This is a genomic window from Candidatus Erwinia haradaeae (genome assembly GCF_900698935.1).
GTDB classification, from domain to species: Bacteria; Pseudomonadota; Gammaproteobacteria; order Enterobacterales; family Enterobacteriaceae; genus Erwinia_E; species Erwinia_E haradaeae_D.
Genome location: NZ_LR217715.1, coordinates 599,394 through 618,448 on the forward strand (window position 1 = coordinate 599,394; position 19,055 = coordinate 618,448).

Below are 19,055 nucleotides of genomic sequence, written 5' to 3' on the forward strand. Positions count from 1 at the left end.
AAACACAGACAATATCAGTTAAAATATTTATATAAATTTTGACAATGTTATCAAGTAATCTAATACTCGATCCACATAGAAGATGCTATTAGTATAATTCTATTTATAAAGATCCATATTTTGCATGTTTATAACTGACCAATGCCAATCTTTTCAAAATTATAGAGTGCTCATAAAAACTTAATATAACATTAATAGTGATTCCTAATATCTATACGATACAATAAATGTGGCGATGAAGCCCATCTTTAAGATGTCAAGTTCTATAATAGAATTATATAGGCCTAAGAAACACTATGAGATTAGGTAAAATAATATGGTAGTCATACTACATTTTCTTAATTGATAGTATCTGAGATATACTAAAGATTCATACTCGATGTGCTCTCTACATTACTCTTTATGTAATTGGAACAACACTTTTTGTACACGACGCAAATATGAACGAAGTTCTTTACCCGTTAATTTTTCCATCGCAGGTAGTCTAGCTGTCATAGGGTTGACAGCTTGGTTATTTATCCATGTCTCAAAATGAATGTGTGGTCCTGTTGAGCGTCCAGTATTGCCAGAAAGCGCAATCGATTCACCACGTTTAACTTTCTGTCCTTTTCTAACAAACAACGTCTTAAGATGCATGTAACGCGTCATATATTGACGACCATGACGTATAGCTATATAGTTCCCAGCTGTCTCACTATATGTTGACACAATTACCTCACCATTTCCGATAGACAACACTGGAGTGCCAATAGGCACTGCAAAGTCTACGCCTTTATGTGGTGCAATGCGGCCAGTTACTGGATTGGTGCGTCGTGGGTTAAATGGAGATGACACGCGATATTTTCTGACGGTTGGAAAACGCATAAAACCACTTGCTAACCCAGATCCGTTGCAATCATAGAATTTACCATCAGAAGCCCGAATGGCATAATAATCCTTGCTACTATTGCGAAACCTCACCCCTAAAAGCTCACTATGCTGCTTTACGCTATTTAACGTTGCATGCATTGTTAATATATCAAAACAATCCCCATCATGTAGTTTTCGAAAATCAATTTGCCACTGCAAAGATGTAATTACTGCTCTGATTTCATGACTATTTAAGCCAGATAATTTTGCACTATTAATAAAACTACCGTTGACAACGACTTTCATGATCTTTTGGTACGATTCACCAGTTCTAAATAATATAGACACCTTAAAACCTTCTTTAGTGCGATCATAGTAGCGTTTTTCACTCTGTGAGCGTTCCCATATTAAATGCTCTATTTTATTATCCTCATTGAGTACCCAGGCCAATTTTTGGCCAATGTGTAAATTTCGCATCTCTGTGTCAACCGTTATTAATTTCCTAATATCTTCTTGCTCAACATCATATTGGTGAAGTATGGTGCTAAATGCATCTCCTTTAGAAACCACATGCTCATGCACGCTAATTTCATTAGAGATGTCAGTATCTATTTCATCTTTTAGTACATCTTCTTCAAGCGATAGAGTGCCTTCATCAATAGGTTCACTATCTTTAGGTAGAAAAGCATTAAGATGATGCGCTTGAACATGGACAGGGCTCACCTTGAGATCCGCATGATGAGTTAGCTCGAGATGCGACTGCGCAAGAGAAATACTTAGAGGCACCGACATGAGCGTACTCAATAAAATACGGTGAAAAGAACATAAATAATAAAATACTAAACTAAACATCTTGAATTGTTTCTGCACGCACCACTTCCTTGATTAATCTCCCTTGAAACAGCTAGTATACTGATCAGATAGCTGTACAAGAAATTGCACGTAACTATCTTTACTTAGAGTAATACTGGCACCAAGAGGATCTAATATACCAGAACGCACATCAGTCCCTCTAGAAATAGCTTGCATTACCGTAGGCCTAAGCTGTGGCTCAGCAAAGATACAGATTCCTTTTTGTTCAATAAGTTTCATCCTAATATGATGCAAACGCTTTGCGCCTGGTTGAATCTCTGGGTTGATAGTAAAATAACCAGTAGGGCTAAGACCGTAATGCTTTTCAAAATAGGTGTAAGCATCATGAAAAACCAAATATCCTTTATCTTTAAATGGAGCAAGTTGTTTATGAATTTTATCATTAGCCACGAATAGTGTGGATTGAAAATAGCGTAAATTCGCATCTAATTTATCCTGACTAATAGGCATCTGTTGTAATAGTTTTGCATGAATAGCAATCGCTATTTTTTTTGCAATGTCCGGGGACATCCATAAATGCATGTTATATTCGCCATGATAATGGCGACCTTGTCTGTCTGTAGAAACGGAATTTTCAATCTTTTTTTCACCGATATGTCTATATAAACTGCCTAGTTCTGCATGTTCAACACCTCTTAATAGCAATGCTTGTACACCAGGGATCTGGTCTATTTGGATATTATTATGTAATATGGATACATTCGAAATTGCCTTGCTCATAAATGCTTCCATGTCAGGCCCAACCCAGACTACTAATTCTGCGTTCTTAAGATTTTTAATATCTGAAGGACGTAATGCATAACTATGCACAGATGCGCCATCTGGTAAAAGAACAGAGACCGATGTCACACCATCAGCAATAGTTGCAGCAATGAAACCGATAGGTTTGACAGAAGCAACAATCGTAGCTTGAGCTGAAAGGGACGCTAATCCTATAATTAACATGCCCGCTAAGATGAATATTTTGTGCAAACTGATATGTAACATTATGCTAACTTCCATTTCGATAGACTATATTAATCATCTTCTTGCATGTAAAAATTCTATCATGATCATGAATATATCCACTTTAATCAGTATAAAGCAAGTTTCAGTAAAACTTGGTCAACGTTTTGTACTTAATAATATCTCACTCAATCTACAATCTGGGAAAATATTGACATTACTTGGACCAAATGGAGCGGGTAAATCCACACTAGTACGCGTGGTGTTAGGACTAATCATACCAACTTCGGGAACTGTAAAACGCCTATCAAAATTTTGTATTGGGTACGTTCCACAAAAAATGTTTTTAGATGCCGCCATTCCTTTAAGGGTAGATCGCTTTATGCACTTACGGCCAACTGTCAAACATCGAGACATTCTACCTGCATTACAGCGCGTACATGCAGAACATTTGATGACACTGCCGCTCCAAAAATTATCAGGAGGTGAAATGCAGAGGGTGTTACTAGCTCGCGCCTTACTCAACAAACCTAAATTATTAGTACTTGATGAACCCACTCAGGGTGTCGATATTGATTGTCAGGTCAAATTATATGATTTAATTGACCAACTTCGACATGAACTCCATTGTAGTGTTTTAATTGTCTCACATGATCTGCATTTTGTTATGGCTAAAACTGATGAAGTCCTATGTCTAAATCAGCATATCTGCTGCTCTGGCACATCACAAGCAGTATCGCAACATCCAGAATTTATCTCCATGTTTGGCCATCTGGGGGCTAGAAAGCTAGCTATTTATCATCACAAAACTCACATGCATCGGTGTGATTCATAAAGATCTATTATTATATACAGGGGGTTAATTGGAAATGATTGAGCTACTGTTTCCTAGTTGGATCACCGGAGTCTTGCTTACTGCTATTACCGGACCCTTAGGGTCATTTATTATCTGGCGACGTATGTCTTATTTTGGCGATACATTAGCACATGCTTCACTACTCGGTGTGACATGTGGGTTATTATTAGATATTAATCCTTTTTATGCAGTAATGCTTATGACAGTATTCTTAGCTTTTATATTAGTATGGTTGGAACATTACTCCCATTTAGCACTTGACACCTTATTAGGCATTTTAGCTCATAGCTCTCTTTCATTAGGATTAGTATTAGTCAGTCTAATATCTAATATTCGTGTAGACTTAATGACATACCTTTTTGGTGATCTACTGTCTATGACATATAATGATTTATGGCTGATCATGACTGGAGTTATACTTGTTTTATCTGTTCTCATTTGGCATTGGCGTGCGCTCCTTTCACTAACTGTACACGCCGAATTAGCACATGTTGACGGTATTAGTATTCAGAGAACAAGAGTTATTTTAATGCTTATTACTGCATTAACTATTGGCATATCTATGAAGTTCGTCGGTGCTTTAATTATAACCTCTCTGTTAATTATCCCGGCAGCCACTGCACGTCGATTTGCGCACTCTCCTGAGCAAATGGCTATATTAGCGGTTATTATAGGTGCGCTTGCAGTAACAATAGGATTAATTTTTTCCGCATTGTATGATACGCCAGCAGGACCATCTGTGGTGTTAGGAGCAGCAATCATGTTTATGTTTAGCGTCATTAAAAAGCAAGAGATATAAGACCAAAGCATGATCTCAATCTCTTAAATTTAGATAATCATACCTTCAATACCAGTCGCTTCCCAAAAGTATTGATATCTATCGGGCGAAAATATTCTCTAAGGTTTTTCTTAATACTTCACTCGTTGAAAGCAAACAGACATCCTAATGTATTGAAATCTTTTCAAGATCAATAGTGTATTCCAGTCTATTTACGATTTATGTGGATGTTGATATGTTCCACATCAATTAGGTTTAATCTAAACGAATTAATAAAATTAATAATATACCAGTAATACTGGAAACTACTTTTTTTAACTCACTTAAAGAGACTATTGTATAACAATCATCTTATGATTTCTTCGCTTAGATAATGTGAGACTATATATTATTGGATATGAATGAATCTATGTTCTATATATTTTGATGTCCCTTAATATACTAGTAACACGCAAAAATACTGAGCCATTTTTGCTTAATGTTATGAGGTGTTATGAGGTTTACTTTAAGCCACAATCCTTTTAATACTTACGACTGTTATGCCATGTATACTAGATGTATAGTTTTTCTTGATCCCTTATATAAGGCATGCGGTACTCTTTAATCAACAAGACTAGCGTATTAGCTATTCATGTACTTAAGTACACTACAACGATAGTAATTGCTTCTATTTTATGCATTAAATAGAAAATATAGAAGCATATACCAGTTTTTCAAAAAACATTGTGAAATTTCGAAATTCTCAAAGGTAATTCTATGGCTATATCACTGAAATCAAGTATTGCACTTAACGTGTAATGCAGTCGTTGTATACTGCAGAACAGTTAGAGCTATGATGACTCCCAAGAGGTGTAGTAGCGTATTTATGCATACCTACAGAACATGTATGTATTAACGCAAGTGAATCCCATACTGATGTATGTGTCATCAACGGTACACAAGCACACTATACGAATATTTTAATATTATTCTTTTAAACTATCTATGAGGCATATATCTCTCTGAATCTATCAATGAGTTTACCGATAGCGCATCAAATTTCTCTTATATTATAACAAAATATTTTCTGTATTAAAACCTCTTCTTGCTTTTTATCACTAGTATGTGGTATCTTTACCGATACGTAAAATGCTATTATTGGATAAGAAGTTTAAAATTATATCTCGATAATACTGATCTCTAATCTGCACAACTAGCCTACTCACCTTAATATAGACTATATATGCCCGCCTATAACCTTATTGTATTTTATAATTTATATGCATATGAACATGAATCTATCGGCGCTTACCTATTAAGTCTGCATCGATCAAAAAAATATATTTTGGATAAATGCCGATTAGGAATAAGTACGAAAGTAGATATCAAAATATGATGAGACTTAGCTCTAATCTGTCTCTATTTTTTAATATAATCACTAAATCTATTAAATAAGGACGTTGACATCATAAACCACCAATAAGAATTGGTGTGACTATCATTCAATTTCTACTACTTAATACGACATAACATATTCCTAATAGATTCACTAAAGAAAAATGTAAAATACTGATGCACAAGAAATAGAACTTACTCTTCCTGAAGTATACGTTATTAGAGATTCACTCTTTATTGTCTTACAGAGAATAAGTCAACACTATTCTCGTTACACATTTACCATATTATAGCTAAATCGACAGTGAAATAAATATTTTTAATATGTATTCAATTATGAAAGCATGTTATGAACATAACATATTTTCGATTGAAGTGCTGGTAATCATAATAGATAGGCATATTATATCTCATTTCTTCAGATATGTGAGACGTAGCTCAATGAGGTCAAAAACTCAACAACCAAAAACATTATCTATTCTCATACTTGCTATATCCAATATTCTTATGCGAAATCAAAAAAATTCTTACAGTCTTGTATGCAATTTTTAAATGATGAATCATCAAGCGCTATGCAGCTATCAGAGGGTGATTGAATCAAATAGCTCAAAGGTCATTCAAGGTATAGCAATAAAATAATAGCTATCTTTCCGATAAGTATGTTTTTCTTAACTTGCTCGTCACAGACACCTAATTTACTATCATAATTGACACATTATATCGCTATCGACAATACTCAATCCCTGACATTCTCATTTATCACATAACAAATGCTTATTCTTTTGAAGCAATAATAAGCGCAATCCTTAAGGCTTTGATATACATCAAATGTCGGTAATTTAGAAAAAGATCAAAATACTTTTAAGTATCATGTACTTTGCACTCTAATCAGTCACATAAATATAATGCTTTATAAACAGATGCTGATATATATCTTTGATAGGAAACTAAAAACTACTTCTAGGGTATTAAACCTTCATATATCAAAAGATACCTCGAACTTATATTAGTCTTTACTCACCGAAGAGTATTATTTTTGTAAAATAACCATGAAAAAATAGATGCACTATCATTAATAACATGTTTATACAATCATGGTGTCTAATATAGGCATAGCGCACAGGATGAAAACCATAAAATATACATATAATAAAAAATTAAAAAACAGGGAAATAAAAAGTAGCTTTTCTCGCTGGCGTTTTATTTTTTTATTTAGTTGCATACTCCTATGTATGACGGGGTTGCTATTGCGAGTAGCTTGGTTACAAGTCATGAATCCTGCTTACCTAGTACATGAAGGAGACTTACGATCACTACGTGTACAAGTGATCCCGACATTACGCGGTATGATTAGTGATCGACAAGGGCGCCTGCTAGCAGTGAGCGTACCAGTGCATGCTATTTTAGCCGACTCAAAAGCACTGCATAAAAATGGCAACGTCATCTTCAATAATCATTGGAAAGCACTAGCAGATGTGTTGTCTATACCGATCGCTCAAATCACCGATCGTATCAACGCTAATCCTACAAGCCGATTTGTCTATCTAGCACGTCAAGTTAATCCAGAAATTAGTGGTTATATCCAAAAACTAAAGATACCAGGTATATTTTTACGTGAAGAATCACGTCGGTACTACCCTGCTGGACAAGTAACCTCACATTTAATTGGTGTAACTAATATTGACGGGGAAGGTATTGAAGGTATTGAAAAGAGCTTTAATCAATGGCTCACAGGACAGCCTGGTTCAAGGATAATACGAAAAGACCGTTTAGGAGAGGTTATTGAAGACATTACTTCCATAGACAGTCAAGAAGCACACAATCTAGTTTTAAGTATTGATGAAGAAATTCAAACTCAAGTATATCATGAGTTAAATAAAGCAGTATCTTTGCACAAGGCTCAATCCGGTACAGCAGTACTACTAGATGTGCGTACTGGAGAAGTGTTAGCGATGGCAAATAGCCCAGCCTATAACCCAAATAACTTGCATCAATCTACGCAAGACAGTATGCGTAACCGTGCGATCACAGATATGTTTGAACCAGGATCAACAGTAAAACCTATGGTCATTATGGCTGCACTAAAACACAGTATAGTTAGTGAACAGAGTATATTAAATACCGAACCATTCCGTATTCATGGGCACATAATTCGAGATGTAGCGTCCTATCATGAACTTACCCTCACCGGAGTACTTCAAAAATCATCCAACGTTGGCGTTACTCGTTTAGCATTGGCTCTGCCTTCTCATGCATTAGTTGAAACCTACTCAAAATTTGGCTTAGGTAAAAAAACAAATTTAGGATTAATTGGAGAAAGTAAGGGTTTATGCCCTCGAAAAAAACATTGGTCTGATATAGAAAAAGCTGCGTTTTCTTTTGGGTATGGACTCATGGTAACGCCATTACAATTAGCGAGAGTCTATGCAACATTTGGTAGTTATGGTATTTATCGCCCGTTATCAATCACTAAAGTAGTCTCGCCGGTAGAAGGAAGACGTATTTTCCCTGAACCAATAGTACGCACGGTATTACATATGATGGAAAGCGTTTCTCTTCCAGGTGGAAGCGGTGTAAAAGCAGCTATCAAAGGTTATCGTATTGCCATTAAAACAGGTACAGTAAAAAAAGTAGGACCTAACGGTAAGTTTATTAACCGATACATTGCTTATGCTGCTGGGGTAGCCCCTGCCAGTAAACCTCGTTTCGCGTTAGTGGTCGTAGTTAATGACCCTCAATCGGGTCAATATTACGGTGGTGCAGTTTCAGCACCTGTATTTAGTACTATTATGAGTAGTGTACTACACACAATGCACATAAAGCCAGATATGTAACGGAATTTTAATACCAAAGTAGGCAAAATATGAACCACTTAATACAATATCGTAATCTGAGTTATTTATTAGCTCCATGGGTATCTCGCGCACCTCAGTGTCCATTGCGGGAAATGCAAATAGATAGCCGTAGTATAGTTTTAGGCGATTTATTTGTAGCGATTAATGGACATCTTACTGATGGACGTTATTTTATCTCAGATGCCATCGCTCACGGTGCAGCAGCAGTTATTACTGAAACTAAAGAGAAAGAAAATCACGGAAAAATTGATAATATAAACGGTGTTCCTGTAATTCACCTGATCAATCTGCCTCAATTTCTATCAGAAATTGCTGGACGTTTTTATCAGAGTCCTGGCAAAAAACTGCAGATTATTGGTGTAACTGGAACCAACGGTAAAACTACTACTACTCATCTATTAGCGCAGTGGGTGCACCTTCTAGGTAACTTAAGTGGTGTAATAGGTACACTTGGTAATGGCCTATATGGACAATTATTGCTAACTAAAAACACCACTGATTCTGCAGTGGATGTACAACGAACGCTAGCCTCTCTTCTCAATCAGGGTGTAAATCTTGTAGGAATAGAGGTGTCTTCACACGCTCTGACGCAATATCGTGTAGCAGATATACCTTTTGCAGCAGCGGTTTTTACTAATCTTAGCCATGATCACCTAGATTATCATGGTAATATGATCCATTATGAACATAGTAAGTGGACATTATTTTCTCAACATCAAGTCAGGCATATGATCATAAATAATGATGATGCAATAGGGAGTAAATGGCTAAAACTTCTACCTAATGCGGTGTTGGTTACTACCACTAATGGTGGTATACCACCCTCTCAGAAATGGTTACAGGCAACAAAAATTATCTATCATGATAGTGGTACTAGTGTATCTTTTAACTCTAGTTGGGGATATGGGCAGTTTGATACCCAATTAATAGGATCGTTTAATATTAATAATCTCTTTCTTAGTCTAGCTACCCTGCTATCTTTAGAGTATCCACTAGATGTACTACTCTATACTGCTCAAAAATTAACACCAATCTCTGGCCGTATGCAGATTTTTACTGGCTTGAATACACCGAAAATAGTAGTGGACTACGCACACACACCTGATGCATTAGAAAAAGTATTAATAATACTACGCTATCACTGTAAAGGTAAATTATGGTGTGTATTTGGATGCGGTGGTGATCGCGACAAAAGTAAACGTCCCTTAATGGGAAAAATTTCTGAACAGCTTGCTGACATTTCAATCATTACTAGCGATAATCCACGTAACGAAGACCCGAGAATGATTATTAATGATATTTTGAGTGGTCTATTGACTCCAGGATCCGCTTACGTAGTCATAGATCGTGCACAAGCGATCAACTACGCAATAAAAAAAGCAGAATTAGATGATATTGTACTTATTGCTGGCAAAGGAAGTGAAACTTATCAAATTTTTGGTACACAAAATTTTAGCTATTCTGACTCAAATTTAGTATTACATCTTTTAAGGAAGCTAGGGTGATTCCAATTACATTAAAACAATTAGCAGAGATTACTCAAGGAACCTTATATGGTACTGATATTACAGTTCTCAATGTGAGTACGGATACACGTAAAATGCATGCAGGAAGTTTATTTATCGCTTTAAAAGGCAAGAACTACGATGCGCACGATTTTATCTCCTCTGCCATATCTGCAGGATGTTCTAGTTTTTTAGTCAATCAAAAACTATGTTTACCAATTTCACATATAGTAGTTAATGATACACGCATTGCACTAGGTGTTCTAGCCAGATGGGTACGGCAACAATCTGGTGCCAAGGTAGTTGGAATTACCGGATCTTCTGGAAAAACATCGGTAAAAGAGATGACGGCATCTATTCTGCGTCAGTGTGGTCAAGTGTTATCTACTTCGGGTACTCTGAATAATGATATTGGAGTACCTATTACACTTTTACGCCTTACACACGAACATCAGTACGCGGTTATTGAATTAGGAGCTAACCATCCAGGAGAGTTATTCTATACTGCTGCATTGACGCAACCAGAAAGCGTATTAATTAATAATCTATCCGCTTCACATTTAGAAGGATTTGGCTCTCTTGTAAGACTAGCTAAAGCCAAAGGAGAAATTTTACAAGCTTTACCACAAAATGGCACCGCTATTATTAATCATGATAGCAATGATTTAGTAAAATGGAAGTATATACTGCAAGGTCAAAATATTTGGTGCTTCTCATCAAACCATATTAAATGTTGCGACTTTTATGCATCATGCATCACTCGTACGCAACTAAATACACACTTTAATCTGCATACACCTCAAGGTTGTATATCAGTAATGATTCCATTTCATGGACAACATTACATTGCTAATGCACTAGCTGCTAGTGCATTAGCAATGTCTATTAGCGCGCCACTAAATTCTATCTCAAAGGGATTACAACACTTACAAGCAATACCTGGGCGTCTCTTCCCCATACCATTTACTAAAAATAAGTTACTCATAGATGATACTTATAATGCAAACGTTGGATCTATGATTGCCGCAGTGAATGTACTAGCAGATAGACCAGGATATCGTGTCATGATTGTTGGTAACATGGCAGAAATGGGTCACCATTCTAATATATACCACAAACAAATAGGTTATAAAATTCGCCATTCTGGGATTAACAAAGTCTTAAGTATCGGCTCATTAGGGCATGAAATTGCACGTACTAGTAATATAGGTGAATACTTTGAAGATCCAGAGACATTAAGTGCAAGAGCGCATGAATTACTGATGAAACATCAATATATTACCTTGCTAGTTAAAGGTTCGCGTAGTTCGAATATGGACAAAATAGTGCAAATTCTACAGGAGCACAGTACATGTTAATTTATCTAGCTAAAAATATCATACTATTACATCCATGGTGTGCCGTTGTTTTCAATCTAATATCTCGCGCGATCTTCAGTCTATTCACTTCTTTTTTTATATGTTTATGGATCGCACCTTCTGTGATTAGCTGTCTTCAGAAGATATCTTGTGATCAAGTCATACGTAGTAATGGCCCACAAGCTCATTTTCAAAAGAGAGGCACACCAACTATGGGGGGCATTATCATCCTCATAGCCATCCTTGCTTCAGTACTACTGTGGGTAAAGATATGTAATGCATACGTCTATTGTGTCCTATTTGCTCTAGTAAGTTACGGTGCTATTGGTTTCATAGATGATTACCGTAAAATAGTACACAAAAACACAATAGGATTGCCTCCATTTTGGAAGTACACTTTTCAATCAGTCATTGCTATCGCAATGTCTACCATAATGTACATCATAGGCAAAGATACATTCTCCACTGCATTAGTTATACCATTTGTTAAACATGTGATACCACAAATGGGTATTTTATATATACTACTCACTTATATTGTAATTGTTGGTACCAGTAATGCTGCAAATATAACTGATGGTCTAGATGGTTTAGCTATTATGTTAATAGTATTAATAACCTCAGGCTTGGCATTGGTCGCGTTAGCAACTGGAAATATACGGTACGCTACATATCTTCATATACCTTATCTCAGTTGTGCCAGTGAGTTATTTGTTGTCGGTACTTCCATTTGCGGAGCCGGGTTAGGTTTTTTATGGTTTAACACCTATCCAGCACAAATTTTTATGGGGGATGTTGGTTCGCTAGCGCTTGGTGCTGCACTTGGTGTGATAGCCATTCTATTATGTCAAGAATTGCTGCTAATGCTTATGGGAGGGGTCTTTGTTATAGAAACCATTTCTGTCATCCTTCAGGTTGGATCATTTAAATTGCGGGGTCGGCGTCTTTTTCGTATGGCTCCACTACACCACCATTATGAATTACAAGGTTTTCCTGAGCCTCGCATTGTTGTGCGATTATGGATCATTTCACTGATGTTAGTGCTGTTTGGTCTTACAAGTCTACAGGTACGATAAGCATGGCGAATTATCAAGGAAAACAAGTTATTATTATTGGTTTGGGTCTTACAGGCCTCTCATGTATTGATTTTTTTATTAGACAGGGGGTGATACCGCGCGTGATAGACACACGACTAAAACCACCGGGTTTACATAAACTATCTAAAAGTATTCAGTATCACTTGGGAGGAATGAATGATGAATGGTTACTAAATTCTGATTTAATTATCCGCAGTCCTGGTATCCCCCTCACCCATCCATCTCTTATCGCTGCTGCTAAAGCTGGGATTGAAATTATTGGTGATATCGAACTATTTTGTCGCGAAACACAGACGCCTATTGTGGCTATAACTGGATCTAATGGCAAAAGCACTGTTACTACTTTAGTTAGTGAAATGGCTAAATCTGTAGGTTGGAGAATTGCAAACGGTGGTAATATTGGTTTTCCGGCACTAATGCTACTAAAAAAACCAGCACAATTGTACATACTAGAACTCTCTAGTTTTCAGCTTGAAACCACGCATAGTTTGAAGGCAACCACTGCTGTGATTCTCAATATTACTGAAGATCACATGGAGCGCTATCCGCAAGGCATACAGCAATATTGTGCTGCAAAACAACGTATTTATAACAACGCTCAAAATTGTATCTTTAATTCTGACGACAAGATGACCACACCGATATACAATAACCATACATCTTATCGAAGATTTGGTATTCAGGATGGTGATTATCAGTTACAGTACTATAAAAAAAATATTTGGCTACAAGCACAAGGCGAGATGGTTCTAAACACCAATGAAATGCAGATCACTGGTCAGCATAACTTTATTAATGCTCTGGCAGCTCTTGCAATAGCAGATTCAATCAATATACCACGCGCAATGAGTCAGCTAGTATTGACAACCTTCCGTGGATTAGAGCATCGCTTTCAGTTAGTACACAAAAATAATGGTGTACGATGGATTAATGACTCTAAGTCTACCAATGTTAGCAGTACTATAGCAGCACTAAAAAGCGCAGAATGCGCGGGAACCTTATGGTTATTACTAGGCGGTGATGGTAAATCAGCTGATTTTTCAGCTCTAAAGGGATTTCTTGAGAAACCGTATATTCGTCTTTATTGTTTTGGGCGTGACAGTGCTAGGCTAGCGGCCTTGCGTCCAGAAATAACAATTCAAACTGAGACCATGACTGAAGCAATACTAAACATTTCTACTCAGATAAAACCTGGTGACTTAGTTCTACTGGCACCAGCCTGTGCTAGTTTAGACCAGTTTACTGGCTTTGAACAACGCGGAATTATATTTTCCAATCTGGCACGTGAGGTTGGATGATGCAAATGCCAAAGATATCTCAAATATATCGCATAACTAATTTATGGAAAGATTGGTTCATAAACTTAAAAAAAAATGATAACCCACCCACTATATTGCTATATGATCGTACATTGTTATGGTTAGCCTTTGGCTTAGCCAGTATAGGTCTAATCATGATAACCTCCGCCTCTATACCAATCAGTCAACGCTTATTAGAAGATCCACTGTTTTTTGCTAAACGCGATATACTGTATCTATTATTATCATTAGGGGTAGCTCGTCTGACATTATGCCTGCAAATGGATTTTTGGAAACGCACTAGCACTATTATGTTGCTTGTAACCATCATATTATTACTTTTAGTTCTAATTATCGGTAACTCGATTAATGGCGCAAGACGCTGGATTTCACTAGGGCCAATTGGCATTCAGCCTGCAGAACTATCTAAACTATCATTGCTCTGTTATCTATCTAACTATCTAGTAAGAAAGATGCATGAAGTACGCAATTATTTTTGGGGTTTTATTAAACCTGTTGGTGTCATGTTAGTATTAGCTATATTATTACTTGCGCAACCGGATTTAGGAACAGCAGTGGTGCTTTTTGTTACTACGCTCGCCCTATTATTTTTAGGCGGCGCGAAATTATGGCAGTTTCTGGCGTTTATGAGTATAGGTATTTCTGCTGCGAGTCTACTCATTCTAACTGAACCGTATCGTATCAGACGTCTTATTTCTGTTTGGAACCCGTGGGCTGATCCGTTTGGAAGCGGATATCAATTAACTCAATCCTTAATGGCATTGGGTCGAGGTGAATTATTTGGACAAGGACTTGGTAACTCAATACAAAAGCTAGAATATTTACCGGAAGCACATACCGATTTTATCTTTTCTATTATTGGTGAAGAGCTGGGGTACGTTGGTGTAGCGATAGGATTGATTATGGTGTTCTGCATCTCCTTTCGTGCAATGTTAATTGGACGACGCGCGCTAGAAATTAATCAACATTTTTCAGGATTTCTAGCATGTGCAATTGGTATTTGGTTTAGTTTTCAAACACTAGTAAATGTTGGAGCTGCAACAGGAATTCTACCAACTAAAGGGTTAACACTACCGCTAATTAGCTATGGGGGCTCTAGTCTCCTTATTATGTCAACAGCTATTGTAATCTTATTACGAATAGATCATGAAATACGTCTAGCACAAGCACAGGCTTTTATAAAAGGGTAATCAAATGAACAAAAAAAAACTAATGATTATGGCTGGCGGAACTGGTGGACACATTTTCCCAGGGCTATCCATAGCAGACTATCTGATAAAATTAAATTGGGAAGTGCTTTGGTTAGGCACTGCTGAACGAATGGAATCTTATTTAGTACCAAAACACGGTATTAAAATTCAATTTATCCAGATCAACGGACTACGCGGTCAGAATGTACTGACCTCATTAGCACTACCAATACGCATTTTTTACGCCTGGCGTCAGGCGAGAAAAATTATAAAAGCATGGTCTCCGGATGTAGTATTAGGGATGGGTGGTTATGTATCAGGGCCGGGTGGTTTAGCCGCATGGAGCTGTGGCATTCCTTTAATCCTGCATGAGCAAAATGGTATTGCTGGATTAACTAATAAGTGGTTGGCTAAATTGTCAGTAAAGTTGTACAAGCATTTCCAGGCGCGTTTCCTGCCGCAGATGTGGTCGGTAACCCAATACGCATGGATCTGCTAACATTACCCGAACCATCTGTGCGTTTTGATGGGCGTGAGGGGCCAATCCGCGTATTGGTTCTAGGCGGTAGTCAAGGTGCAAGTATACTTAACCAGACGATGCCAAAAGTAGCGGAAAAGATTGGTCACAAGATCGTGTTATGGCATCAGGTTGGAAAAGGCGCGCTAAATTCAGTTCATGCTGAATATCACAAAATACATTATAAATATCATAAAATATCAGAATTTATTGACGATATAGCCAATGCTTATTCTTGGGCTGATATAGTAATATGTAGATCCGGTGCTATGACTGTCAGTGAACTTGCTATTGTGGGTCTTCCAGCTATTTTTATACCATTCCCGCATAAAGATCGTCAGCAATATTGGAACGCGCTACAACTAGTTACAGTCGGGGGCGCAATTATTTATGAGCAACAACACTTCACGGTAGATACAATGGTACAGACGCTATCAATCTTGGATCGAAAAATACTATTAAAAATGGCTAATCAAACTCGTTCAACAGCTATACCGGATGCAACTGAACGTGTCTCTGCGATAATCAGGAATACAGTCCGCTAACACTGCTGCTATGTATCTGACACCATAGAAATATATTCTATAATAAACACAAAATGAACAAACTGACTAGTAGGCTAAAATAATGCATACTCAAACACAAGAGACACGAGACATTACGATTCCTGCAATGCGAAGGATACGACATATTCATTTTGTAGGTATTGGTGGTTCAGGTATGAGCGGTATCGCTTTAATCTTGGTCAAAGAAGGGTACAAAGTTAGTGGTTCAGAATTAGTTCCAAATATAGTCACGAAACACCTCAGAACACTGGGTGCAACAATCTATTTTTATCACTGCCCTAAAAATATCACTGGGGCGAGCGTAGTAGTACTATCTAGTGCGATCTCACGCGACAATCCAGAAATCACTGAGGCACGCAAATTACACATTCCGATCATTCATCGTGCACAGATGTTGGCAGAATTAATGCGTTTTCGCTATAGTATTGCTATTGCAGGTACGCATGGGAAAACGACTACAACGGCTATGCTTGTGGAAATGTATGAAAAAGGGGGACTAGACCCTACGTTTATCAATGGTGGAATTGTAAAATCATTCGGTACGCATGCTAAACTTGGTAGAAGCCGTTACCTTATTGTGGAAGCCGATGAAAGTGATGCTTCTTTTCTGCATTTAAAACCAATGATAACTATTGTCACTAATATTGAAACTGATCACATGGATACGTACAATGGTGATTTGGACACTCTTAAACAAACTTTTATCAATTTTTTACATAAGCTTCCTTTTTACGGGTTAGCAGTTCTATGTATTGATGACCCGGTTATTCGTGGCTTAATACCAAGAATTAAACGTCAGATTACAACTTATGGTTTTAGCAAAGATGCTGATGTTCAACTCCAGCACTACAAATATCATAGAACACAAGGATGCTTTACCCTCATTCGTCAACATAAACCAATAATAAGGGTAAAAGTCAATACTCCAGGCCTCCATAATGCTCTAAATGCAGCAGCAGCAGTGGTCGTAGCCACTGAAGAAAATATTAATGATTTAGCTATCCTAAATTCATTGCAAAATTTTAAAGGGGCAGAAAGGCGTTTTGATCTCCTGGGTGAGTACTCTTTACATAAAATTACTGGCCAGGTAGGTACAGTTATTTTACTCGAAGACTATGGGCATCATCCCACAGAAGTTGATGTTACCATACAAGCCATACGCTCTAGTTGGCCAGATCGAAATCTTATCATGATTTTTCAACCCCATCGTTATACTCGTACACGTGATCTATATGCTGAGTTTACGAATATATTATCCAAAGTAGACCTCTTAATCATGCTAGAAATTTATTCTGCTGGTGAATTGCCTATAAACGGTATAAATAGCGCTTCATTATGCAATACTATTCGCAATTGTAAAAAACTAGATCCCATTTTTATCTCTCGCCACGAAATGATACTAGAAAGTCTATTGCCAAAACTCACTGGAAATGATCTGATCGTATTTCAAGGTGCTGGAAATATAGATGCCATTGCTCGTATGTTATCTCTCCTTCTGCATGAAAGTAAGTTATCATAATCAATAAAGAAGAATATTATGGTTGAAAAAATAGCAGTCTTGCTAGGTGGAAGCTCTAGAGAGCGTAATATTTCTCTGTTATCTGGTCAAGAAGTCCTAAATACTTTACGAGATTTAAGGATTGATTCTCAGCCTATAGATATACGAGATTTTCCGATACTGAAATTAAAAAAAGAGGGTTTTATAAAAGCTTTTATTGCACTACATGGACGTGGTGGTGAAGATGGTACAATTCAAGGTGTATTAGAATATCTCAAGATTCCTTATACTGGTAGTGGAATATTAGCGTCTGCTATTAGTATGAATAAATTACGTAGTAAATATCTATGGAAAGGATACGGTCTTCCAACTGCCCCATTTATATCATTAAACTGGAGACAAATGAAGAATTACTTAGATCATGAGTTAGTCATTAACCTTGATGCACTTGGGCTGCCTGTATTTGTTAAACCAAATTGTGAGGGGTCAAGTCTAGGAATTTCACGCGTCAATAAATTATCAGATTTAAAAACAGCACTAATAAAAGCTTTTCATTATGATAAGGAAGTATTAATAGAAGCCTTTCTAGGCGGCGAAGAATATACTGTTGGAATTCTTGGAAATCAAACTTTACCGTCAATATGTATTCAATACTCTGAGGAATTCTATAATTATGATGCTAAATATATTTCTCACGGAACGCGTTATCTTCTTCCGTCAGGATTAAGCACTGAGAAAGACAAGGAGTTACAATCATTAAGCCTAACCGCATGGAATATACTTGGATGTAGAGGTTGCGGACGTGTTGACGTGCTCACAGATAGTGATGGGAAATTTTACCTATTGGAGATTAATACTTCTCCCGGAATGACTAAGACTAGCTTAATACCAAGAGCCGCTAAACAGGCAGGCATCAGTTTTTCACAATTGGTCACAGAGATTCTCAATATGTCTAGTTAAGCTAGTAGTATAATTTTTTTGCGCTAAATCTATCTCGCGTCTCTTGTACATACCTCTAAAACATTAGTATTTTAAAATATGCGCTCATATGAATGTACTATACCAACATCGGTGGTCGTAGTCAGATCTAGAAGAGTTTAATATTAGTCATGCTACTGTAGACATACCTTCTCTATGTCTCAGATCAGACATTGTGCATAGTATAGACTATATACACATGATTTTAAATTTAAGTGAACCTAATTGCACACATATATTTATATTTATAAAATCTATCAAATATAACAATAATTGTAGTGATTATCTTAGATAGAAAAGTTTATAATAGGACATATCTATTCATGTAGATACCCAAGAAATATGATAAAGATCAATTTACCACACTAAACGTTGCGTATATTATACACTTATATGATTTTTGAGATGATTAGTTTGTAATAGAAAACTATCTACAACGATGTGCAATAAATACTTTTTATAGCTAATACGTAATATATTCAAAAGATACAATATAT

At 36.8% G+C, this 19,055-nt stretch carries 11 protein-coding genes and 2 pseudogenes; 11 read left to right on the top strand and 2 right to left on the bottom strand.

Translation table 11 applies throughout. The features are described 5' to 3' along the window. Positions 1–393: 393 nt before the first annotated feature. Both mepM and znuA read right to left on the bottom strand, forming a co-directional pair. Positions 394–1,719 (bottom strand): murein DD-endopeptidase MepM, encoded by a 1,326-nt coding sequence (gene mepM / locus ERCIKOCA2762_RS01880; protein ID WP_269472444.1) that lies wholly within the window; start codon positions 1,717–1,719, stop codon positions 394–396. Positions 1,720–1,734: 15 nt separating this feature from the next. Next, a complete protein-coding gene (gene znuA / locus ERCIKOCA2762_RS01885; RefSeq protein ID WP_157988517.1) occupies positions 1,735–2,709 on the bottom strand; it encodes a zinc ABC transporter substrate-binding protein ZnuA in 975 nt (324 codons plus the stop codon). A gap of 73 nt (positions 2,710–2,782) precedes the next feature. Between znuA and znuC the strand changes: the two genes are divergently transcribed. The 11 genes and pseudogenes from znuC to ERCIKOCA2762_RS01940 all read left to right on the top strand — a co-directional run bounded on the left by znuC (position 2,783) and on the right by ERCIKOCA2762_RS01940 (position 18,540). Next, on the top strand, positions 2,783–3,502 hold the full coding sequence (znuC, locus tag ERCIKOCA2762_RS01890) for a zinc ABC transporter ATP-binding protein ZnuC (RefSeq protein ID WP_157988780.1): 720 nt from the start codon (positions 2,783–2,785) through the stop codon (positions 3,500–3,502). Between the two features lie 34 nt (positions 3,503–3,536). Next, positions 3,537–4,322: a zinc ABC transporter permease subunit ZnuB gene (gene znuB, locus ERCIKOCA2762_RS01895; RefSeq protein WP_157988518.1), complete on the top strand. Its 786-nt coding sequence runs from the start codon at positions 3,537–3,539 to the stop codon at positions 4,320–4,322. A 2,477-nt stretch (positions 4,323–6,799) separates the two neighbouring features. After that, positions 6,800–8,503 (top strand): annotated as a pseudogene (ftsI, locus tag ERCIKOCA2762_RS01900) (peptidoglycan glycosyltransferase FtsI); the annotation flags it as partial. Positions 8,504–8,538: 35 nt separating this feature from the next. Then, positions 8,539–10,035: a UDP-N-acetylmuramoyl-L-alanyl-D-glutamate--2,6-diaminopimelate ligase gene (gene murE / locus ERCIKOCA2762_RS01905; RefSeq protein ID WP_415017152.1), complete on the top strand. Its 1,497-nt coding sequence runs from the start codon at positions 8,539–8,541 to the stop codon at positions 10,033–10,035. After that, positions 10,032–11,393 (top strand): UDP-N-acetylmuramoyl-tripeptide--D-alanyl-D-alanine ligase, encoded by a 1,362-nt coding sequence (gene murF / locus ERCIKOCA2762_RS01910; RefSeq protein WP_157988520.1) that lies wholly within the window; start codon positions 10,032–10,034, stop codon positions 11,391–11,393. The genes murE and murF overlap by 4 nt, the downstream gene beginning before the upstream one ends. Further along, positions 11,387–12,469 carry a phospho-N-acetylmuramoyl-pentapeptide-transferase gene (gene mraY, locus ERCIKOCA2762_RS01915; protein WP_157988521.1) on the top strand — a complete coding sequence of 361 codons (1,083 nt, stop codon included), beginning with the start codon at positions 11,387–11,389 and terminating at the stop codon, positions 12,467–12,469. The genes murF and mraY overlap by 7 nt, the downstream gene beginning before the upstream one ends. A 2-nt stretch (positions 12,470–12,471) precedes the next feature. Next, the gene (gene murD, locus ERCIKOCA2762_RS01920) at positions 12,472–13,788 is read left to right on the top strand and encodes a UDP-N-acetylmuramoyl-L-alanine--D-glutamate ligase (RefSeq protein WP_157988782.1); all 1,317 of its coding nucleotides are present in this window, start codon (positions 12,472–12,474) and stop codon (positions 13,786–13,788) included. Then, a complete protein-coding gene (gene ftsW / locus ERCIKOCA2762_RS01925; RefSeq protein ID WP_157988783.1) occupies positions 13,788–14,999 on the top strand; it encodes a cell division protein FtsW in 1,212 nt (403 codons plus the stop codon). The genes murD and ftsW overlap by 1 nt, the downstream gene beginning before the upstream one ends. 4 nt (positions 15,000–15,003) lie before the next feature. Further along, positions 15,004–16,061: pseudogene (gene murG / locus ERCIKOCA2762_RS01930) on the top strand (undecaprenyldiphospho-muramoylpentapeptide beta-N-acetylglucosaminyltransferase). 82 nt (positions 16,062–16,143) lie between these two features. Further along, positions 16,144–17,601 carry a UDP-N-acetylmuramate--L-alanine ligase gene (gene murC, locus ERCIKOCA2762_RS01935; RefSeq protein WP_157988522.1) on the top strand — a complete coding sequence of 486 codons (1,458 nt, stop codon included), beginning with the start codon at positions 16,144–16,146 and terminating at the stop codon, positions 17,599–17,601. A gap of 18 nt (positions 17,602–17,619) precedes the next feature. Then, on the top strand, positions 17,620–18,540 hold the full coding sequence (locus tag ERCIKOCA2762_RS01940; protein WP_157988523.1) for a D-alanine--D-alanine ligase: 921 nt from the start codon (positions 17,620–17,622) through the stop codon (positions 18,538–18,540). The last annotated feature ends 515 nt before the right edge of the window (positions 18,541–19,055 follow it).